This window comes from Burkholderia mayonis (assembly GCF_001523745.2).
GTDB classification, from domain to species: domain Bacteria; phylum Pseudomonadota; class Gammaproteobacteria; order Burkholderiales; family Burkholderiaceae; genus Burkholderia; species Burkholderia mayonis.
Genome location: NZ_CP013386.1, coordinates 2874880 through 2891678, shown reverse-complemented (window position 1 = coordinate 2891678; position 16799 = coordinate 2874880). Strand labels below are relative to the sequence as shown.

Below are 16799 nucleotides of genomic sequence, written 5' to 3'. Positions count from 1 at the left end.
GGCGGCGGGAAACCGTCGCGCTGCGCGGTTTGCGGCCGATTGGGGAAGCCGACGCGGCGCCCGCACGAGCCCGCTGCGTCGGCGCGGCGGGCGAAGCGGCCTGAAACGTGCGCGACGGCGGCGGCGGGGCGGGATCGCCCGCCGCTTCGCGGCCGCGCAGCGGACGTCAGCGCAGCCGGCCGCGGTGGCGCAGCAGGCTCACCGCGACGGGTACGACGATCAGCACGAACGCGATCAGCGCCCAGCCGGGCAGCAGAATGCCGAAGATCGGCGGATAGACGGTCTCGCACAGCCCGGCGACCTTGAACACGCCCGGCAGCCAGTGCGCGGGCGGCAGACTGTCGACGATCGGCTGCAGCGCATCGAAGCCGCAGCTGAAGCCCGGGTTCATCTGCACGTACAGGTGGCGCGCGGCGGTGCCGACGCCCGCGGCGGCCGACAGCACGATGAGCGCTTCGAACATCGCGATGCCGGCGCCGCTCGTCATGCCCGCGCCGAGAAACGCGAATATCGCGATCAGCAGGAAGAAATAGCGCTGGATGATGCAAAGCGGGCACGGATCCTCGTTCTTCACATATTGCAGGTACAGCGCGCCGGCCAGGAGCGCGAGGCATACGAGGCCGAGCAGCACGAGCAGTCGTCGTTCGCGGCGCAGCGAGAGCGTCAGGTTGTTCATCGAAACGGCATTCCTTCGAGCGGTCGGGAAAATGAATCGTCGGATTTTAACGCGAACGCCGCGTCGTATTCCGACGGCGCGGCGTCGAGCGCTCGGGCGGCGTCAGCGGATCGTCGCGAGCACGGCCTCGGCCGCCTGGCCGATCGCGAGGAGCGCGTCGTCGTGGTGCGGCGCGGCGGCGAGCATCAGGCCGACGGGCGCCGTATCGCGCGGATGGCACGGCAGCGACAGCGCGCACGCGTCGAGGAAGTTGAACGCGCTCGGGTTGCGCAGCACGAGTGCGTTCGTGCGCGTGAACGCGTCGTCGTCGCGCTCGAGCTCGTCGATGCGCGGCGGCGCGACGGGAACCGTCGGCGCGACGAGCGCGTCGAAGCGCTGCCATACGGTGCGCGCCGCTTCGTCGATGAGCGCTGCGCGCGCGGCGACGAGATCGAGATAATCGGCGGCGCTCGCCGGCTCGCCCTTCAGTATCCGCGCGAGCACGCGCGGGTCGTACGCGTCGCGATGGCGCGCGATGAGCGGGCGATGCCACGCGTACGCCTCGATTGACGAAAAGCCGAAGCGGTTGATGTCGGGCAGCCGCTCGAGCGGCGCGAAGCGCGCTTCCGACACGATCGCGCCCGCCGCTTCCAGGTGCTTGAGCGCCGCGTCGAGCGACGCCGCGACGTGTGCGTCGACGCCGTCCGTCACATAGTTCGTCAGCACGCCGAGCCGCACGCCTTCGAGCGGACGCGCGGCGGGCACGTGCGGCTCGAGGCCGGCGAGGATCCGGTCGACGAGCGCGCAGCATGCGACCGACACGCCGATCGGGCCGAAGGAATCGAGCGTCGTCGACAGCGGCACGCCGCCTTGCTTCGGAATCCGGCTCGCGGTCGGCTTAAAGCCCGTCAGCCCGCAGAGCGCGGCGGGGATCCGGATCGAGCCGCCCGTGTCGGACGCGAGCGCGACGGCCGCCATTCCGTCCGCGACGGATGCGGCCGCGCCCGACGACGAGCCGCCCGCGATCCGCTCGTCGCCCGGTACGCCGCGCCGGTACGGCGAGCGCGGGGTGCCGAAGTGCGGATTCAGGCCGAGGCCCGAGAACGCGAACTCGCTCATGTTCGTGCGGCCGACGGGCACGGCGCCCGCGCGCTTCAGGCGGGCGACGGCGATCGCGTCGACGTTCGCGGGCGGCGCGTCGTCGAGCACGCGCGAGCCGGCGCGCGTCACCTGGCCCTCGATGTCGAACAGGTCCTTCACCGACACCGGAATGCCCGCGAGCGGCGACAACACGGTGCCTGCCGCGCGCAGCCGGTCGTGCGCGTCGGCGGCCGCGCGCGCGCTTTGTGCATCGACCTCGGTGAACGCGATCGCGCCCTGGCCTGCCGGATCGGCGATCCGTTCCAGCGCGGCTTCGACGAGCGCGCGGCTCGTCGTCGCTCCGGCGGCGAGATCGGCGGCGAGCCGGGCGAGCGGCGGGAAGGGGGCGAACGTGGTCATGGCGGTATCGGGTTCGATTGGGTTGGCGACGTGCCGCGCGAAGCGGCTCGGCACGGTGCGTGGCGCAGCCGCGAACGTCAGGACGCGGCGGCCGGGTTCGGGCATTGTAGAACAGCGTTGCGGCGCGAGGGCGAGGGGGCGGCGTGCGTCGGCTCGTTGCGTGGAATGCGCGGATCGCCGCGCGCCGAAGCGGCGGGATGCCGGATCGGGCGCGGTCGGAAACGGCGTCGGACGCTGATTCGTGAGCGGAATCGTTGGGATACGCCAACGACGCTCGTGCACGATTGCTCATGCTTGTCGCCGGCCGTCGATATCACGTTTGAGCTGAGCACGGGGCCGAAGCGCCCGAACGGTGCTCGTCCTGCCGCGCCGACGCGCCTGTCATGCGGCCGCGCGCCGCTTCGTACGCCGAAAAATGCACGATGTCGCGCGATGGCAACGGGCATCGACACGCATTCGACACAGCATTGCAACAATACTGACGAAATTCTGTCGGTTTGCCGCCGATCGTGTACTGAAGGATAATGAATTCTTGTTGATTCTCCGCGTGACCGACGCGCCAGACCTCCGTCATGAGCGAAAACACGTCCGCAAGAGCCGATCAGTCCGGTTCTGCTTCCCCTTCCGTCGCGACGTCTTCCGGCCACGCCGGCTCGGACTCTTCGCCGTCCACCGTTTCCGACAAGCCATCAGCGGGCGCGACCGTCCACGTCGACGCGTTCGCCGCGCAGATCGCGGCTGCGCAGGACGTCGGCGATCCCGGCGCCGCGCCGACCGACACGATCGCCGAGCCGGGTGCGCCCGGCGTCGCTGCGGGCGGTGGGGCCGCGCAGCCGGCCGCAGCCGCGGCGGCGTCCGGTTCGGCCGCAGCCGGCGCCGTATCCTCCGGCGCGACTGGAGCCGGCGCATCGATGTCCGGCACCACGGCGGCCACGGCCAAGAACGGCTCGCCGCCGCCCGGCTTCGGCGCGCAACCCGATTTCGAGACGCCGCGTCCGCCGCCCGCGAGCGCCGCTTCGCCCGCGCCGCCCGCCTACCTGAAACAAAGCGACACGCCGTGGTCGGTGTTCGGCCGGATCGTTGCCGCGCGTGCGCGCCGGCTGTTCGACCGCGCGGGCCAGCGGATCACGCAGCGCACGCTGCGCATCGGCGTGTCGGCGCGCATCTTCCATCCGGAGCCGGGTGCGCCCGGGCTGCGTGGCAAGACGCTGCAGTATCTGGAGGAATCGATCGCGCATTGGGTGATGTCGCGCAACGTGCTCGTGTTCATGATTCCGACTGTCGGCCATCAGGGGATGCTGCATCCGAGCAACATCCGGCTGCGCGACTACGCGAAGCATCTCGACGGCCTCTTGCTGCAAGGCGGCGCCGACGTGTCGCCGCAGACCTACGCGGCCGCCGACGCGCGCCCCGAGTGGCCCGGCGATCGCGTGCGCGACATGTACGAGCTCGAGCTGCTGCACGAGTTCATCGAGTCGGGCAAGCCGGTGCTCGGCGTGTGCCGCGGCTGCCAGCTCATCAACGTCGCGTTCGGCGGCTCGCTCTATCAAGACATCGCGAGCGACGTGCCGACGGCGGGCGTGCACGTGAGCGAACACTACGACCAGCATCGGCACGCGATCCGCTTTCCGGACGGCTCGACGCTCGCGAACATGTTCCCCGGCCGCCGCGAGGCGATCGTCAACTCGATCCACCATCAGGCGATCCGCGATATCGGCCGCGATCTGAACATCGAAGCGGTATCGGCGGAAGACGGGATCATCGAAGGGATCCGCTATCGCCGCGCGCCGTTCGTCGTCGGCGTCCAGTGGCACCCGGAGTTCCATCGTGCGGGCGGCCCCGAGCTGCTCGACTGCACGCCGCTTCTCGACACGTTCCTGAGAGCGGCGCGCGAGACGCGGCTGTAACCGGCGCGCGACACGAAATCGGCGCAGGAAGAATGGCGGGCCGCACCGAGGTGCGGCCCGTCGTTCGTTTGGCGTCCGGAGCGTCGGCATCCTGTCGCGCGATCTCGCAACGGCGCAATGCGACGGCGCATCGTCCGCACGAACTGGCGGAAAAGCCCCGGGATATCCACTGGTTTTCAGATTCCTTTCGGATGACTTCGCAAGCGACGCTTTGACGCATCCCGTCGTCGTTCGCAGTAAGATGGCGAGCGCTGTGCAGCGCATCATCGATCTGCACCGCCCCTGGCGCGCCGGGGCAAGAAACACGATGTGATACGCGCCGCGGCCGCCTGGGTGGCCGCGGCGCAGCCTTATCGAGAGAGACATGTCTACAGCGTCCCCCGCAGTTCAGCAGGAATCCAAGGCCAAGACCGTGTTCCGCGTCGTCAGCGGCAACTTCCTGGAGATGTACGACTTCATGGTCTACGGCTACTACGCATCCGCGATCGCCAAGACCTACTTTCCGAACGGCAACGCGTTCGCGTCGCTGATGCTGTCGCTGTCGGTGTTCGGCGCGGGCTTCCTGATGCGTCCCGTCGGCGCGATCGTGCTCGGTGCGTACATCGACCATCACGGCCGCCGCAAGGGCCTGATCCTGACGCTCGCGTTGATGGCGCTCGGCACGCTGACCGTCGCGACGATTCCGGGCTACGCGACGATCGGCGTCCTCGCCCCGATCCTCGTGCTGCTCGGACGGCTGCTGCAGGGCTTCTCGGCGGGCGTCGAGCTGGGCGGCGTGTCGGTGTATCTGTCGGAGATCGCGACGAAGGGCAACAAGGGCTTCTACACGTCGTGGCAGTCCGGCAGCCAGCAGGTGGCCGTCGTGTTTGCCGCGTTCGTCGGCGTGCTGCTGAACCGCGCGCTGCCCGTCGAGCAGATGACGTCGTGGGGCTGGCGCATTCCGTTCCTGATCGGCTGCTTGATCGTCCCGTTTCTGTTCCTGATCCGCCGCTCGCTGAAGGAAACCGACGAGTTCCTCGCGAAGCGCCACCGTCCGGGCATGGGCGAGATCATGAAGTCGATGCTCGAAAACTGGGGCATCGTGCTGGCGGGCATGGGGATGGTCATCATGACGACGGTGTCGTTCTACATGATCACCGCGTACACGCCGACGTTCGGCAAGGAGGTGCTGCATCTGTCGGCGATCGACGCGCTCGTCGTGACCGTCTGCGTCGGGCTGTCGAACCTGGTCTGGCTGCCGCTGTCGGGCGCGCTGTCCGACCGGATCGGCCGCCGTCCGGTGCTGATCGCGTTCACGGCGCTCACGATCCTGACCGCGTATCCGGCGATGCAGTGGCTCGTCGCATCGCCGTCGTTCCTGCGGCTGCTGTCGGTCGAGCTGTGGCTGTCGTTCCTTTACGGCTCGTACAACGGCGCGATGGTCGTCGCGCTGACCGAAGCGATGCCGGTCGACGTGCGCACAGCGGGCTTCTCGCTCGCGTACAGCCTCGCGACGACGATCGGCGGCTTCACGCCGGCGATCTCGACGCTGTTGATCCACGAGACCGGCAACAAGGCGGCGCCGGGCCTCTGGCTGGGCCTCGCGGCGATCTGCGGGCTGATCGCGACGCTCGTGCTGTACCGGTCGCCGGAAGCGCGCGGTCAGTACAAGACGACTTGAGCGGACGAGCAGCTCGGCACAAGCGGGCTGCGGCGGACGAAGCGAAAAAACGGGGCGTTCGGCGCTCCGTTTTTTGTTTTGGCGAGGCGGTGCGCCGTGGTGACGGGGCGGTGCGGCGTCGCCGGAACATGTGGTGGCAGGGCGTGCCGGCGTGAAGGTGCGACATCGATGACGTTGCGGTTTGAAGGCTCGATGCGCTGATGGCTCGGCGGCTCAGAGGCTCAGGGGCTCAGGGGCGAGAAGGCGAGAAGGCGAGAAGGCGAGAAGGCGAGAAGGCGAGAAGGCGAGAAGGCGAGAACGTTCGACAGCACCGCACCGTGGCCGTGCGACGATTCGCCGACACGAAGCCCGGACGAACAGCGCACGCACGAACGCGCGACCGCCCTCCGTCAGCCGCGCGCGATTTCGCCCGCGACCGTCGCGACCACGTCTTCCCAACGCCCCGGCTCCGACTGCCTGACGAGCCGCGCGTGCGGATACCACGGGCTGTCGTCGCCCGTGCTCCAGCGCCAGTCGGCGGCGACGGGCAGCATCAGCCACAGCGGCTTGCCGAGCGCGCCCGCGAGGTGCGCGACCGCCGTGTCGATCGATACGATGCCGTCGAGCCGATCGACGAGCGCGGCCGTCGCCGCGAAATCGGTGAGGCCGTCGAACCGATGGATGCGCGCCGCATGCGGATGCGCATCGAGCGCCGCACGCTCGGCGTCCGACAGCGCCGGCTGCAGCGCGATCCAGTCGACGTCGGCGAGCGCGAAGAGCGGCGCGAGCGCATCGAGCGGCAACGCGCGGTTTTCCTGCACTTGCGCGCTGCCGGACCACGCGATCCCAAACTTGCGCTTCGCCTGTCCGCCGAGCGAGCCGCGAAAGCGGCGCCGCGCCGCGTCGGGCACGTCGAGATACGGCGTGGGCGACGGGATCGCGTCGTATTCGAGGCCGAGCGCGAACGGCAGGCTGAGGAGTGGGCAGACGAGGTCGGCGGCTGGCGTTCTCGCCGCGTCGGTGGATATGACGTTCACGCGCCAGCGCGCGGCCATCGGCTCGACGAGCGGCAGCAGCGCCGGCTGGACCTGCAGGATCAAGCGTGCGCAACGCTCGCGCACGAGCGGGACGAGCCGCACGAACTGCAGCGTATCGCCGAAACCCTGCTCGGCGCGCACGAGCAGCGTGCGGTCGCCGATCGGCTCGCCTTGCCAGCGCGGCAGCGGCCCGAGCGGCGCGGCGCCCGGCAACGCATGCCGCGCTTCGTACGCGGGCAGGCCACGCGCGAAGTCGCGCAGCGTGAGCAGCGTGACCGCGCGGTGCATTTGCGCGAGCGAGTGCGCGGGATCGAGCCGCAGTGCCTGATCGAACGCGCGCAGCGCCATCTCGTGCGCGCCGAGCGCATGGTGCGCGGTGCCCAGGTTGAGCCACGCGAGCGCGAACGACGGATCGAGTCCGACCGCGCGCTCGTAATGCGGCAGCGCGTCGCGATGACGGCCGAGCGCCGCGAGCGCGTTCGCGAAACTGAACAGCGCGAGCGGAAAGCGCGGCTGCAGCGCGAGCGCGGATTCGAACGCGGGCAGCGCCTCCGCATGCCGGCCGACCGCGTCGAGTGCGTTGCCGAGATTGAAATGCGCGGCGACGAAGCGCGGCTCGGCGGCGAGCGCCGCGCGAAAATGCGCGACCGCTTCGTCGGTCTTCCCGAGCGCGGCGAGCGCCATCCCGAGGTTGTTGTGCGCGCCCGCGTGGCCGGGACGCAACTCGAGCGCGCGGCGGAACGCCGCAAGCGCGTCGTCATGCCGGCCGAGCGCGTTGAGCGCGTTGCCGAGGTTGTTGTGGATCGACGCGTCGCCGGGCGCGAGCGCGAGCGCGCGCTCGAACGCGTCGACGGCGTCGTCGTGGCGCTCCTGCGCCGCGTAAGCGTTGCCGAGGTTGTAGTGCGCGAGCGGGAACGCCGGCGCGAGCGTGAGCGCGTTGCGAAAGCGCTCGATCGCGTCGTCGAGCCGGCCGAGCGCCTTGAGCGCGTTGCCGAGATTCAGCTGCAGCGCGGCGTCGTTCGGGCGCAACTCGACAGCGCGGCCGACGAGATCGGCCGCTTCTTCGTGCCGGCCCTGCTGATGGCGCAGCACGCCGAACAGGTGCAGCGCATCGGCGTCGTTGGGGTTGGCCGCGAGCGCTGCCCGATAGCCGTGTTCGGCATCGTCGAGCCGGCCTGCGCGGTGTGCGGCAAATGCGCGGTCGAAAGCGGATTCCATGACGCGAGTCAAGCGAGAAACTTCGCATTTTCCCATACCTCGGACGGCGGCGGCCGTTTCGGCCGCGCTATGGATGCGGCGGGGCGGCGGGCGTAGACTGCGGATGTTGCGTATCGACGAGGTCTTTATGGCAGTCGTTCCGCTCGCCACTCCTCCCGTCCTGATCGTCGGCGCGGGTCCGACCGGGCTCGCCGCCGCGCTCTGCCTCGCGCGCGCCCGCGTGCCGGTGCGGATCGTCGACAAGGCGGCGCAGCCCGCGCGCTATTCGCGCGCGATCGGCATCCAGGCCAGAACGCTCGAGCTCTTCGAGCAGCAGCGCGTCGTCGAGCGGTTCGTCGAGCTCGGGCATCGCGCGCGCGTCGCGATCCTGTATTCGGGCGGGCAGCGCATCGCCGAGCTCGACTTCGATCCGTTGCAAACGCGCTATCCGTATCTGCTGTTTCTCGATCAGACCGTCACCGAGCGGCTGTTGACCGAGCATCTCGCGACGTTCGGCGTCGACGTCGAGCGCGGCGTGACGCTCACGCGCTGCACCGATCCGGAAGGCGCGCTCGACGTCCGGCTGCGCCACGACGAAGGCTGGGAGGAGAGCATGCAGCCGTCGTATGTCGTCGCGGCGGACGGCGCGCACAGCACAGTCCGGCATCTGCTCGACGTCGATTTCGTCGGACATGCGCTCGAGCAGACGTTCATGCTTGCCGATCTCGACGTCGGCGCCGACTGGCCGGACGATGAGATTCATTTGTTCGCGACGGGCGACGGCCTTGCCGGATTGTTTCCGATGGGTAGCGGCCGCTACCGGCTCGTCGCGGACCGCCCGCCGCGCAACGGCGCGCTCGATGACGAGCACGGGCCGTCGCTCGAGCTGTGCCGCGACGTCGTGCGTGCGCGCGTGACGCCCGAACTGAAGATCGGCGATCTCGCGTGGTCGTCGTACTTTCATCTGCACAGCCGGATGGTCGCGAAGCTGCGTCACGGGCGCGTGTTCTTCGCGGGCGATGCGGCGCACGTGCACAGCCCGGCGGGCGCGCAAGGGATGAACACGGGCATCCAGGAGGCGTTCAATCTCGGCTGGAAGCTCGCGCGGGTGCTTGCCGGCAATGCGCCCGAGCGTCTGCTCGACACCTACCATGCCGAGCGCCATCCGATCGAACGCGACGTGCTGCGGCAGACGAACTTCGCGACGCAGGTCGTCGAGGCGGACCGCGGGCCGCTCAAGCTGTTGCGCGAGCATGTCGTGCCGATTCTCGCGTCGTTCGGGCCGCTGCGGGACGCGGCGCGCCGCACGGTCAGCGAGCTCGCGATCCAGTATCGGAAGAGTCCGCTTACGCTCGAGCGCGCGTTCGACGGCGGGCCGCGCGCGGGCGAGCGTGCGCCGGACGCGCTCGTGCACGTGCTCGACGGGCCGCTCGGCAAGGCGCCCGGCGTCGCGCGCCTCTTCGACTTGCACGATCCCGCGCATTTCACGCTGCTCGTGCTCGAACCGCGCGCGGACATCGACGACACATTGCCGTCGGATCCGGGGGAAGACGGCCGCGCGCTCGCGGACGCGCTCGAGCGGATCATGCCGGGCGCGGTGCGCTGCTGGCGCGTGACGGATGCGGAAGGTGAAGGCGCGCCGCTCATGAGCGACGCGTATGGGCGCACGCGGCCGGTGTTCTATCTGCTGCGGCCGGACGGCTACGTCGCCGCGCGCGGCCGCCCGGCGGCCGACACGGACGCGTTGCTGCGCCATTGCGAGACATGGTTCTCGGGGATGCGGCTCGAGACTTGACGAAGACGGCGCGCGCGATGTGCGCGGCGCCGACACAGACATGGAGGCGTGCGACGATCGGCGCCGCCGCCGCGTCGTCGTCTGCTCCTGATGCGAGCGATCATTGCGCCGTCGTCGCGTCGCATCCGCATACGCCCGCCGCGATGCCGCGTCCTACGCCGCGCGCGGCGGCGCGGGTGCGGGCTCGAGCGACGCGCGGTGCTTGTCGATCGCCTCGCGAACGATCGGCGCGACGCTTCGCGCGGCCTCGTCGTGCGGATCGTCGAGCGCCGCGAGGAGCGCGCGCCGCATCCGCGGCTCCCAGAAGCGCCGGATGTGGTCGGCGACGCCCGCGACGGCCTCGTCGTGATCGGGCATCGACGCGAAGAACGCGCCGATCTGGTTCGCCATGTCGATCAAGTGTCGGCTTTCCATTTCGACCTCACTTGCCCGTTACCGGCGCGGGCGCCGCGGTGCGCCGCTCGAGCAGCGCGAGCTGCTCCGCGCTGAAGCGCGTGTACGCGCGCTGCCATTCGGACGGTTGCGCGACGGGCGCGACCTGCACCGCCGTCACCTTGTACTCGGGGCAGTTGGTCGCCCAGTCCGAGCTGTCGGTCGTGATCACGTTCGCGCCGGATTCGGGGAAATGGAACGTCGTGTAGACGACGCCAGGCTGCATCCGCTCGGTGACGAGCGCGCGCAGCACCGTCTGCCCCGCGCGCGATTCGACGCCGACCCAGTCGCCCGTCCTGATTCCGCGATCGTTCGCGTCGTGCGGATGGATCTCGAGTCGGTCCTCGTCGTGCCAGCGGACATTGTCGGTGCGGCGCGTCTGCGCGCCGACGTTGTATTGCGACAGGATCCGGCCGGTCGTCAGGATGAGCGGATAGCGCGGCGTGATTTTCTCCGGCGACGCGATGTACTGCGTGATCATGAACTTGCCCTTGCCGCGCACGAACTGGCCGACGTGCATCGTCGGCGTGCCTTCCGGCGTGGCGTCGTTGCACGGCCACTGGACGCTGCCGAGTTCGTCGAGCAGCGCGTACGACACGCCCGCGAACGTCGGCGTGAGGCGTGCGATCTCGTCCATGATCTCGGACGGATGCGCGTAGTGCATCTCGTAGCCGAGCGCGCGCGACAGCATCAGCGTCACTTCCCAGTCCGCAAAGCCGGACAGCGGCTTCATCGCGCGGCGCACGCGCGAGATGCGGCGCTCGGCGTTCGTGAACGTGCCGTCCTTTTCGAGGAAGGTCGCGCCTGGCAGGAACACGTGCGCGTACTTCGCGGTCTCGTTGAGGAAGATGTCCTGCACGACTAGGCATTCGAGCGACGACAGCGCGGCCGCGACATGTTGCGTGTTCGGATCGGACTGGACGATGTCCTCGCCCTGGCAGTAGAGGCCCTTGAAGCTGCCGTCGAGCGCCGCGTCGAACATGTTCGGGATGCGCAGGCCGGGCTCCGGCTGCAGCGTCGTCGACCAGGCTTCGTCGAAGAGCGCGCGCACCGCGGCGTCGCCGATGTGCCGATAGCCGGGCAGCTCGTGCGGGAACGAGCCCATGTCGCACGAGCCCTGTACGTTGTTCTGTCCGCGCAGCGGGTTCACGCCCGCGCCCTCGATGCCGAGGTTGCCCGTCGCCATCGCGAGGTTCGCGATGCCCATCACCATCGTCGAGCCTTGCGCATGCTCGGTCACGCCGAGCCCGTAGAAGATCGCGGCGCGTCCGCCCGTCGCGTAGAGGCGCGCGGCGGCGCGCACGGCGTCGGCCGGCACGCCCGTGACGTCCGCCGTCGCCTCCGGCGAATTCTCCGGCCGCGCGGCGAACTCACGCCACGCGTCGAATGCGTGCGGCTCACAGCGCTCGGCGACGAACGCATCGTCGACGAGCCCTTCGGTGACGATCACGTGCGCGAACGCGTTGATCAGCGCGACGTTCGTGCCGGGCCGCAGTTGCAGGTGATGGACGGCCTTCACGTGCGGGCCGTCGACGAGATCGATCCTGCGCGGATCGACGACGATCAGCTTCGCGCCTTCGCGCACGCGGCGCTTCAGGCGCGAGCCGAACACCGGATGGCCGTCGGTCGGATTCGCGCCGATCACGACGATCACGTCGGCCGAGCCGACCGACGCGAACGTCTGCGTGCCCGCCGATTCGCCGAGCGTGGCCTTGAGTCCGTAGCCCGTCGGCGAATGGCAGACGCGTGCGCAGGTGTCGACGTTGTTGTTGCCGAACGCCGCGCGCACGAGCTTCTGCACGAGGTACGTCTCTTCGTTCGTGCAGCGCGACGACGTGATGCCGCCGATCGAATCGCGGCCATGCTCGTCTTGGATGCGGCGGAACTGCGCGGCCGCGTAGCCGATCGCCTCGTCCCAGCTTACTTCGCGCCACGGATCGGTGATCTTCTCGCGGATCATCGGCGTCGTGATGCGGTCCTTGTGCGTCGCGTAGCCCCACGCGAAGCGGCCTTTCACGCACGCGTGGCCTTCGTTCGCGAGGCCGTTCTTGTGAGGCGTCATCCGCACGACCTGGCCGCCTTTCATTTCCGCCTTCAGCGAGCAGCCGACGCCGCAGTACGCGCAGGTCGTGACGACCGCATGCTCGGGCTGGCCGAGCCGCGTGACGCTCTTCTCGACGAGCGTCGCGGTCGGGCACGCGGCGACGCACGCGCCGCACGATACGCACTCCGAATCCATGAACGCATCGCCCGCGCTCGCCGCGACGCGCGATTCGAAGCCGCGCGCGGCGATCGTCAGCGCGAACGTGCCCTGCGTTTCCTCGCATGCGCGCACGCAGCGATTGCAGACGATGCACTTCGACGGGTCGTAGCTGAAATACGGATTCGACTCGTCCTTCGCGTCGCTCAGATGGTTCTTGCCGTCGAAGCCGTAGCGCACCTCGCGCAGCCCGACGACGCCCGCCATGTCCTGCAACTCGCAATCGCCGTTCGCCGCGCAGGTGAGGCAGTCGAGCGGATGATCGGAGATGTAGAGCTCCATCACGTTGCGGCGCAGGTCCTGCAGGCGGTCGCTTTGTGTGCGCACCTTCATGCCGGCCTCGACGGGCGTCGTGCACGACGCCGGATAGCCGCGCCTACCTTCGATTTCGACGAGGCATAGGCGGCACGAGCCGAACGGCTCCAGCGAATCGGTTGCGCACAGCTTCGGCACGTTGACGCCGGCCTCGATCGCCGCGCGCATCACCGACGTGCCGGCCGGCACCGTGACCGGGCGGCCGTCGATGTCGAGCGTGACGTCGGTGTCGGTGTGGCGCCGCGGCGTGCCGTAGTCGGTGTCGTCGAACGGATCGGCGCGACGCGCAGGCGCTGCGCGCTTGCACGCGCACTGGCCCGAGCCGCAGCCTTGCCGGGACGAATCGAATGCGGAGGAAGTCATCGGGTTTCCTTCTGTCAGGCCGCGGCCGGCGCGGCGCTTGGCGCGTGCGCGGCGAGGCCGAAATCTTCGGGGAAGTGATCGAGTGCGGACAGCACCGGGTACGGCGTCATGCCGCCCATCGCGCAGAGCGAACCCGCGGTCATCGTGTCGCACAGGTCGCGCAGCAGGCGCACCTGCTTTTCCGACGTGTCGCCCGCGCGGATCTTCGCGATCGTCTCGACGCCGCGCGTCGAGCCGATCCGGCACGGCGTGCACTTGCCGCACGATTCGAGCGCGCAGAAATGCATCGCGTACTCGGCGAGCTCGGCGAGGTTCGACGTGTCGTCGTGCAGCACGATGCCGCCGTGCCCGACGACGGCGCCCACCTCCGCATACGCTTCGTAATCGAGCGGAATGTCCCACTGGCTGTCGGGCAGGTACGTGCCGAGCGGGCCGCCGACTTGCGCGGCGCGCGCGGGGCGGCCGCTCGCGGTGCCGCCGCCGAAGTCGAACAGCAGCTCGCGCAGCGTGACGCCGAACGCGAGCTCGACGAGTCCGCCGCGCTTCACGTTGCCCGCCAGCTGGAACGGCAGGGTGCCGCGCGAGCGGCCCATTCCGTAGTCGCGGTAGAACGCCGCGCCGCGCGCGAAGATGATCGGCGCGGTCGCGAGCGTGATCACGTTGTTGATGACGGTCGGTTGTCCGAAGAGTCCCGCGAGCGCGGGCAGCGGCGGCTTCGCGCGTACGACGCCGCGCTTGCCTTCGAGCGATTCGAGGAGCGCCGTTTCCTCGCCGCAGACATAGGCGCCCGCGCCTTTCGCGACGTGCAGCTCGAACGCGTGCGCCGTGCCGAGCACGCTCTCGCCGAGCCAGCCGGCGTCGCGCGCGCGGGCGATCGCGTCGTCGAGCGTCGCGATCGCATGCGGATATTCGCTGCGCACGTAGATGTGGCCGATCGTCGCACCCGTCGCGACGCCCGCGATGATCATCCCTTCGATCAGACAGTACGGATCGCTCTCCATGATGAGGCGATCGGAGAAGGTGCCGGAATCGCCTTCGTCCGCGTTGCAGACGACGTACTTCTGCGCGGCCGCGGCCTGGCGCACGGTCCGCCACTTGATGCCCGCCGGAAATGCTGCGCCGCCGCGTCCGCGCAGGCCCGATTCGATGAGCGTCTCGCATACGGCCGCGCCGTCTAGCGCGAGCGCGTTCTTCAGACCTTCGAGGCCGCCGTGCGCGACGTAGTCGTCGAGCGACAGCGGATCGGTGATGCCGATCCGTGCGAACGTGAGCCGTTGCTGGCGCTTCAGATAAGGGATCTCGTCGACGATCCCGACGCGCGCCGGGTGTGCGCCGCCGTCGAGCCAGCCGGCATCGAAGAGCGCGGGGACGTCGGCCGCCGTGAGGTTCGCGTAGCCGACGCGGCCCGCCGCGGTGCCGATTTCGACGAGCGGTTCGAGCCATAGCAACCCGCGTGAGCCGTTGCGCACGAGCTCGATTGTGACGCCGCGCCGGGCCGCCTCGGCCTCGATCGCGCGCGCGAGCGCGTCGGCGCCGACCGCGAGCGCGGCGGAATCGCGCGGCACGTGGATGCGCGTGCTCATGCGGGCTCCTTTGCGTGCACGGCCGCGTCGACGAGCGCGTCGAAGCGCTCGGCGGTCATCTTCGCGTGCAGTTCGTCGTTGATCGTGAGCGACGGCGACTGCGCGCAGAGGCCCAGGCAATAGACCGATTCGAGCGCGATTTCTTCGCCGTGCTCGCCGTCGATCCGGCAGCGGGCGCGCGCCTGCGCGTGCGCGACGAGCGCCTCGCCGCCCATGCTGCGGCACGCTTCCGCGCGGCAGAGCCGGACCGTCACGCGCGCGGGCGGTGCGGTGCGGAAGTGGTGGTAGTAGGTCAGCACGCCGTGGACTTCGGCGCGCGACAGATTGAGCGCCTTCGCGAGCGGCTCGACGCACGCGGGCGGCACGTAGCCCGCATCGTCCTGGATCGCATGCAGGATCGCGACGAGCGATTTGCCGGGTAGCGCGTGCGCGCGCACGAGCGCGTCGGGCGCGGCGGTATTGGGGGACATCCAGTTGCCTCCTCCGAAGTCATATATGCGCTTTGTGTTCATATGAGGCGCAAATAGGCTTTGAGATATTGATGTGGGTCAACGATAAATCGATAGAATGATGGTCGCAATAGGAAATGGAATTACATAAATGATTCGAGTCGAATGCGACGCGCATTTGATCGTGCGCGACAACGACGGCCGCACGGCGAGCCTGACCGACGTCGCACCGCTCCTCGAGCTCGTCGCGGCGACGGGCAGCATCGCGCAGGCGGCCGAGGCAAAAGGGCTGTCGTACCGGCACGCTTGGGGGTTGCTGCGCGCGCTGGAGGCGTGCGTCGGCGGCGCGCTGATCGAGACCGTGCGCGGCAAGGGTTCGTCGCTGTCGGAGCTCGGGCAGGCGGTCGTCGACGCACAGCGGCTGGCCGGCGAGCGCCTCGACGGCAACCTGCGCGCGCTTGCGGCAGAGGTCGCGAGCGTTCTCAACCGGCGGCTCGCGCGACATGCAGGCGCGCTGCGGATCCAAGCGTCGCACGGCTATGCGGTCGCGGCGCTCGTGTCCGCGCTCGTCGACGCGAACTCGCCCGTCGACATCAAGTACCGCGAGAGCGTCGAGGCGGTGCATTCGCTCGCGGGCGGCGAATGCGATCTCGCGGGCTTTCATCTGCCGCGCGGCGCGTTTCGCACGCACTGTGCGCAGATCTACCGGCCATGGCTCGACGACGCCGATCACGTGCTGATTCACCTGACGCGCCGCAAGCAGGGCCTCTTCGTGCCGCGCGGCAACCCGAAGGGAGTCGTGGGGCTTGCCGATCTCGCGCGCAGCGATATCCGCTTCGTCAACCGGCAGCCGGGCTCCGGCACGCGGATGCTGCTCGATCTCGCGCTGCGCGAGATCGGCGTCGATCCGGAGCGGATCAACGGCTACGCGTCGGCGGAGCTGACGCATTCGGCGATCGCCGCATTCGTCGCGAGCGGGATGGCCGATCTCGGCTTCGGCGTCGAGCCCGCGGCGCGCCACTTCGGGCTCGACTTCATTCCGGTCGTCGACGAGGACTATTACTTCGCGTGCGAGCGTTCGCGGCTCGGCGACGCGCCGCTCGCTGCTGCGCTCGCGCTGCTGCGCGACGACGGCTATCGCGCTGCCGTCGCACGGCTCGACGGCTACGATCCGAGCGCGTGCGGCACGCTCGTCGACGTACCGGCGGGCCTCGCGGGCACGGCGGGCGAAGCGCGCGCGGACGGTCATCAACGGTAACGAAGCGGGCATGCGGGTGGCGCGGCAAGGCGTGTGCATTTGCGTTACGCTAGCTGCTTCCTTTCGTATGAGCCAAAGCGCCGCACCGGCGTTCGACATCGATGAAGCTCCTGACCCATCTCGCCGTCGCGTCCGCAGTCGCGGGCGCGCTCGCCGCGGCCGCGACGACGGTCGCGTTCGCGCAGAACTCCCCCGGCGTGCCGGGCGGCATCCTGAACGAGCAGTTCCGGCTGAACGAGCATCCGCAGATGCAGTTCGCCGCGTCGGCGCCGTCGAAGAAATATCAGACCGGCAAGAAGTCGGACTTGCGCAGGAAGGGCGACATTGGGGACCCGAACGGCTGCAACTTGAAGTGTCCGATGGATTGACGGCGTTCTGGCGCAGCGCCGCATGATGCGGCCGCGCGAGA

General features: G+C 69.5%; 12 protein-coding genes. 5 read left to right on the top strand and 7 right to left on the bottom strand.

The annotated features are described in order from the left end of the window. Positions 1-166: 166 nt before the first annotated feature. Complete coding sequence (locus WS70_RS13865; RefSeq protein ID WP_010105562.1) at positions 167-676, bottom strand: disulfide bond formation protein B; 510 nt, start codon at positions 674-676, stop codon at positions 167-169. Positions 677-778: 102 nt separating this feature from the next. Continuing rightward, the gene (locus WS70_RS13860) at positions 779-2155 is read right to left on the bottom strand and encodes an amidase (RefSeq protein ID WP_059470246.1); all 1377 of its coding nucleotides are present in this window, start codon (positions 2153-2155) and stop codon (positions 779-781) included. A 572-nt stretch (positions 2156-2727) separates the two neighbouring features. Here WS70_RS13860 and WS70_RS13850 point away from each other — a divergent pair. After that, positions 2728-4062: a gamma-glutamyl-gamma-aminobutyrate hydrolase family protein gene (locus WS70_RS13850; protein WP_059598214.1), complete on the top strand. Its 1335-nt coding sequence runs from the start codon at positions 2728-2730 to the stop codon at positions 4060-4062. A gap of 364 nt (positions 4063-4426) precedes the next feature. Then, on the top strand, positions 4427-5722 hold the full coding sequence (gene tcuC / locus WS70_RS13845; RefSeq protein WP_059598215.1) for an MFS transporter: 1296 nt from the start codon (positions 4427-4429) through the stop codon (positions 5720-5722). 389 nt (positions 5723-6111) lie between these two features. Here the strand turns inward: tcuC and WS70_RS13840 are convergent, their stop codons facing one another. Continuing rightward, positions 6112-7956, bottom strand: coding sequence for a tetratricopeptide repeat protein (locus WS70_RS13840; protein WP_059598216.1), 1845 nt, complete (start codon positions 7954-7956; stop codon positions 6112-6114). Positions 7957-8083: 127 nt separating this feature from the next. Here WS70_RS13840 and WS70_RS13835 point away from each other — a divergent pair, with 127 nt between their 5' ends. Further along, the gene (locus tag WS70_RS13835; protein ID WP_059598217.1) at positions 8084-9730 is read left to right on the top strand and encodes an FAD-dependent monooxygenase; all 1647 of its coding nucleotides are present in this window, start codon (positions 8084-8086) and stop codon (positions 9728-9730) included. 153 nt (positions 9731-9883) lie between these two features. Here the strand turns inward: WS70_RS13835 and WS70_RS13830 are convergent, their stop codons facing one another. Genes WS70_RS13830 through WS70_RS13815 form a run of 4 tightly spaced genes read right to left on the bottom strand, consistent with a single transcriptional unit; the run spans position 9884 to position 15153 of the window. Next, entirely contained in the window at positions 9884-10144 is a 261-nt protein-coding gene (locus WS70_RS13830) for a formate dehydrogenase subunit delta (protein WP_010116492.1), read from the bottom strand. A 7-nt stretch (positions 10145-10151) separates the two neighbouring features. Continuing rightward, positions 10152-13100, bottom strand: coding sequence for a formate dehydrogenase subunit alpha (gene fdhF, locus WS70_RS13825; RefSeq protein WP_059470240.1), 2949 nt, complete (start codon positions 13098-13100; stop codon positions 10152-10154). Between the two features lie 14 nt (positions 13101-13114). Next, positions 13115-14683, bottom strand: coding sequence for a formate dehydrogenase beta subunit (locus tag WS70_RS13820; RefSeq protein WP_059598218.1), 1569 nt, complete (start codon positions 14681-14683; stop codon positions 13115-13117). After that, the gene (locus tag WS70_RS13815) at positions 14680-15153 is read right to left on the bottom strand and encodes an NAD(P)H-dependent oxidoreductase subunit E (RefSeq protein WP_059470247.1); all 474 of its coding nucleotides are present in this window, start codon (positions 15151-15153) and stop codon (positions 14680-14682) included. Before WS70_RS13815 ends, WS70_RS13820 begins: the two co-directional genes overlap by 4 nt. A gap of 130 nt (positions 15154-15283) precedes the next feature. On the opposite strand from WS70_RS13815, the gene WS70_RS13810 reads away from it, so the two are divergent. Together WS70_RS13810 and WS70_RS13805 are read left to right on the top strand one after the other, a co-directional pair. Then, complete coding sequence (locus tag WS70_RS13810; protein WP_059470242.1) at positions 15284-16390, top strand: substrate-binding domain-containing protein; 1107 nt, start codon at positions 15284-15286, stop codon at positions 16388-16390. Between the two features lie 101 nt (positions 16391-16491). Then, positions 16492-16758, top strand: coding sequence for a hypothetical protein (locus tag WS70_RS13805; RefSeq protein WP_059470243.1), 267 nt, complete (start codon positions 16492-16494; stop codon positions 16756-16758). The last annotated feature ends 41 nt before the right edge of the window (positions 16759-16799 follow it).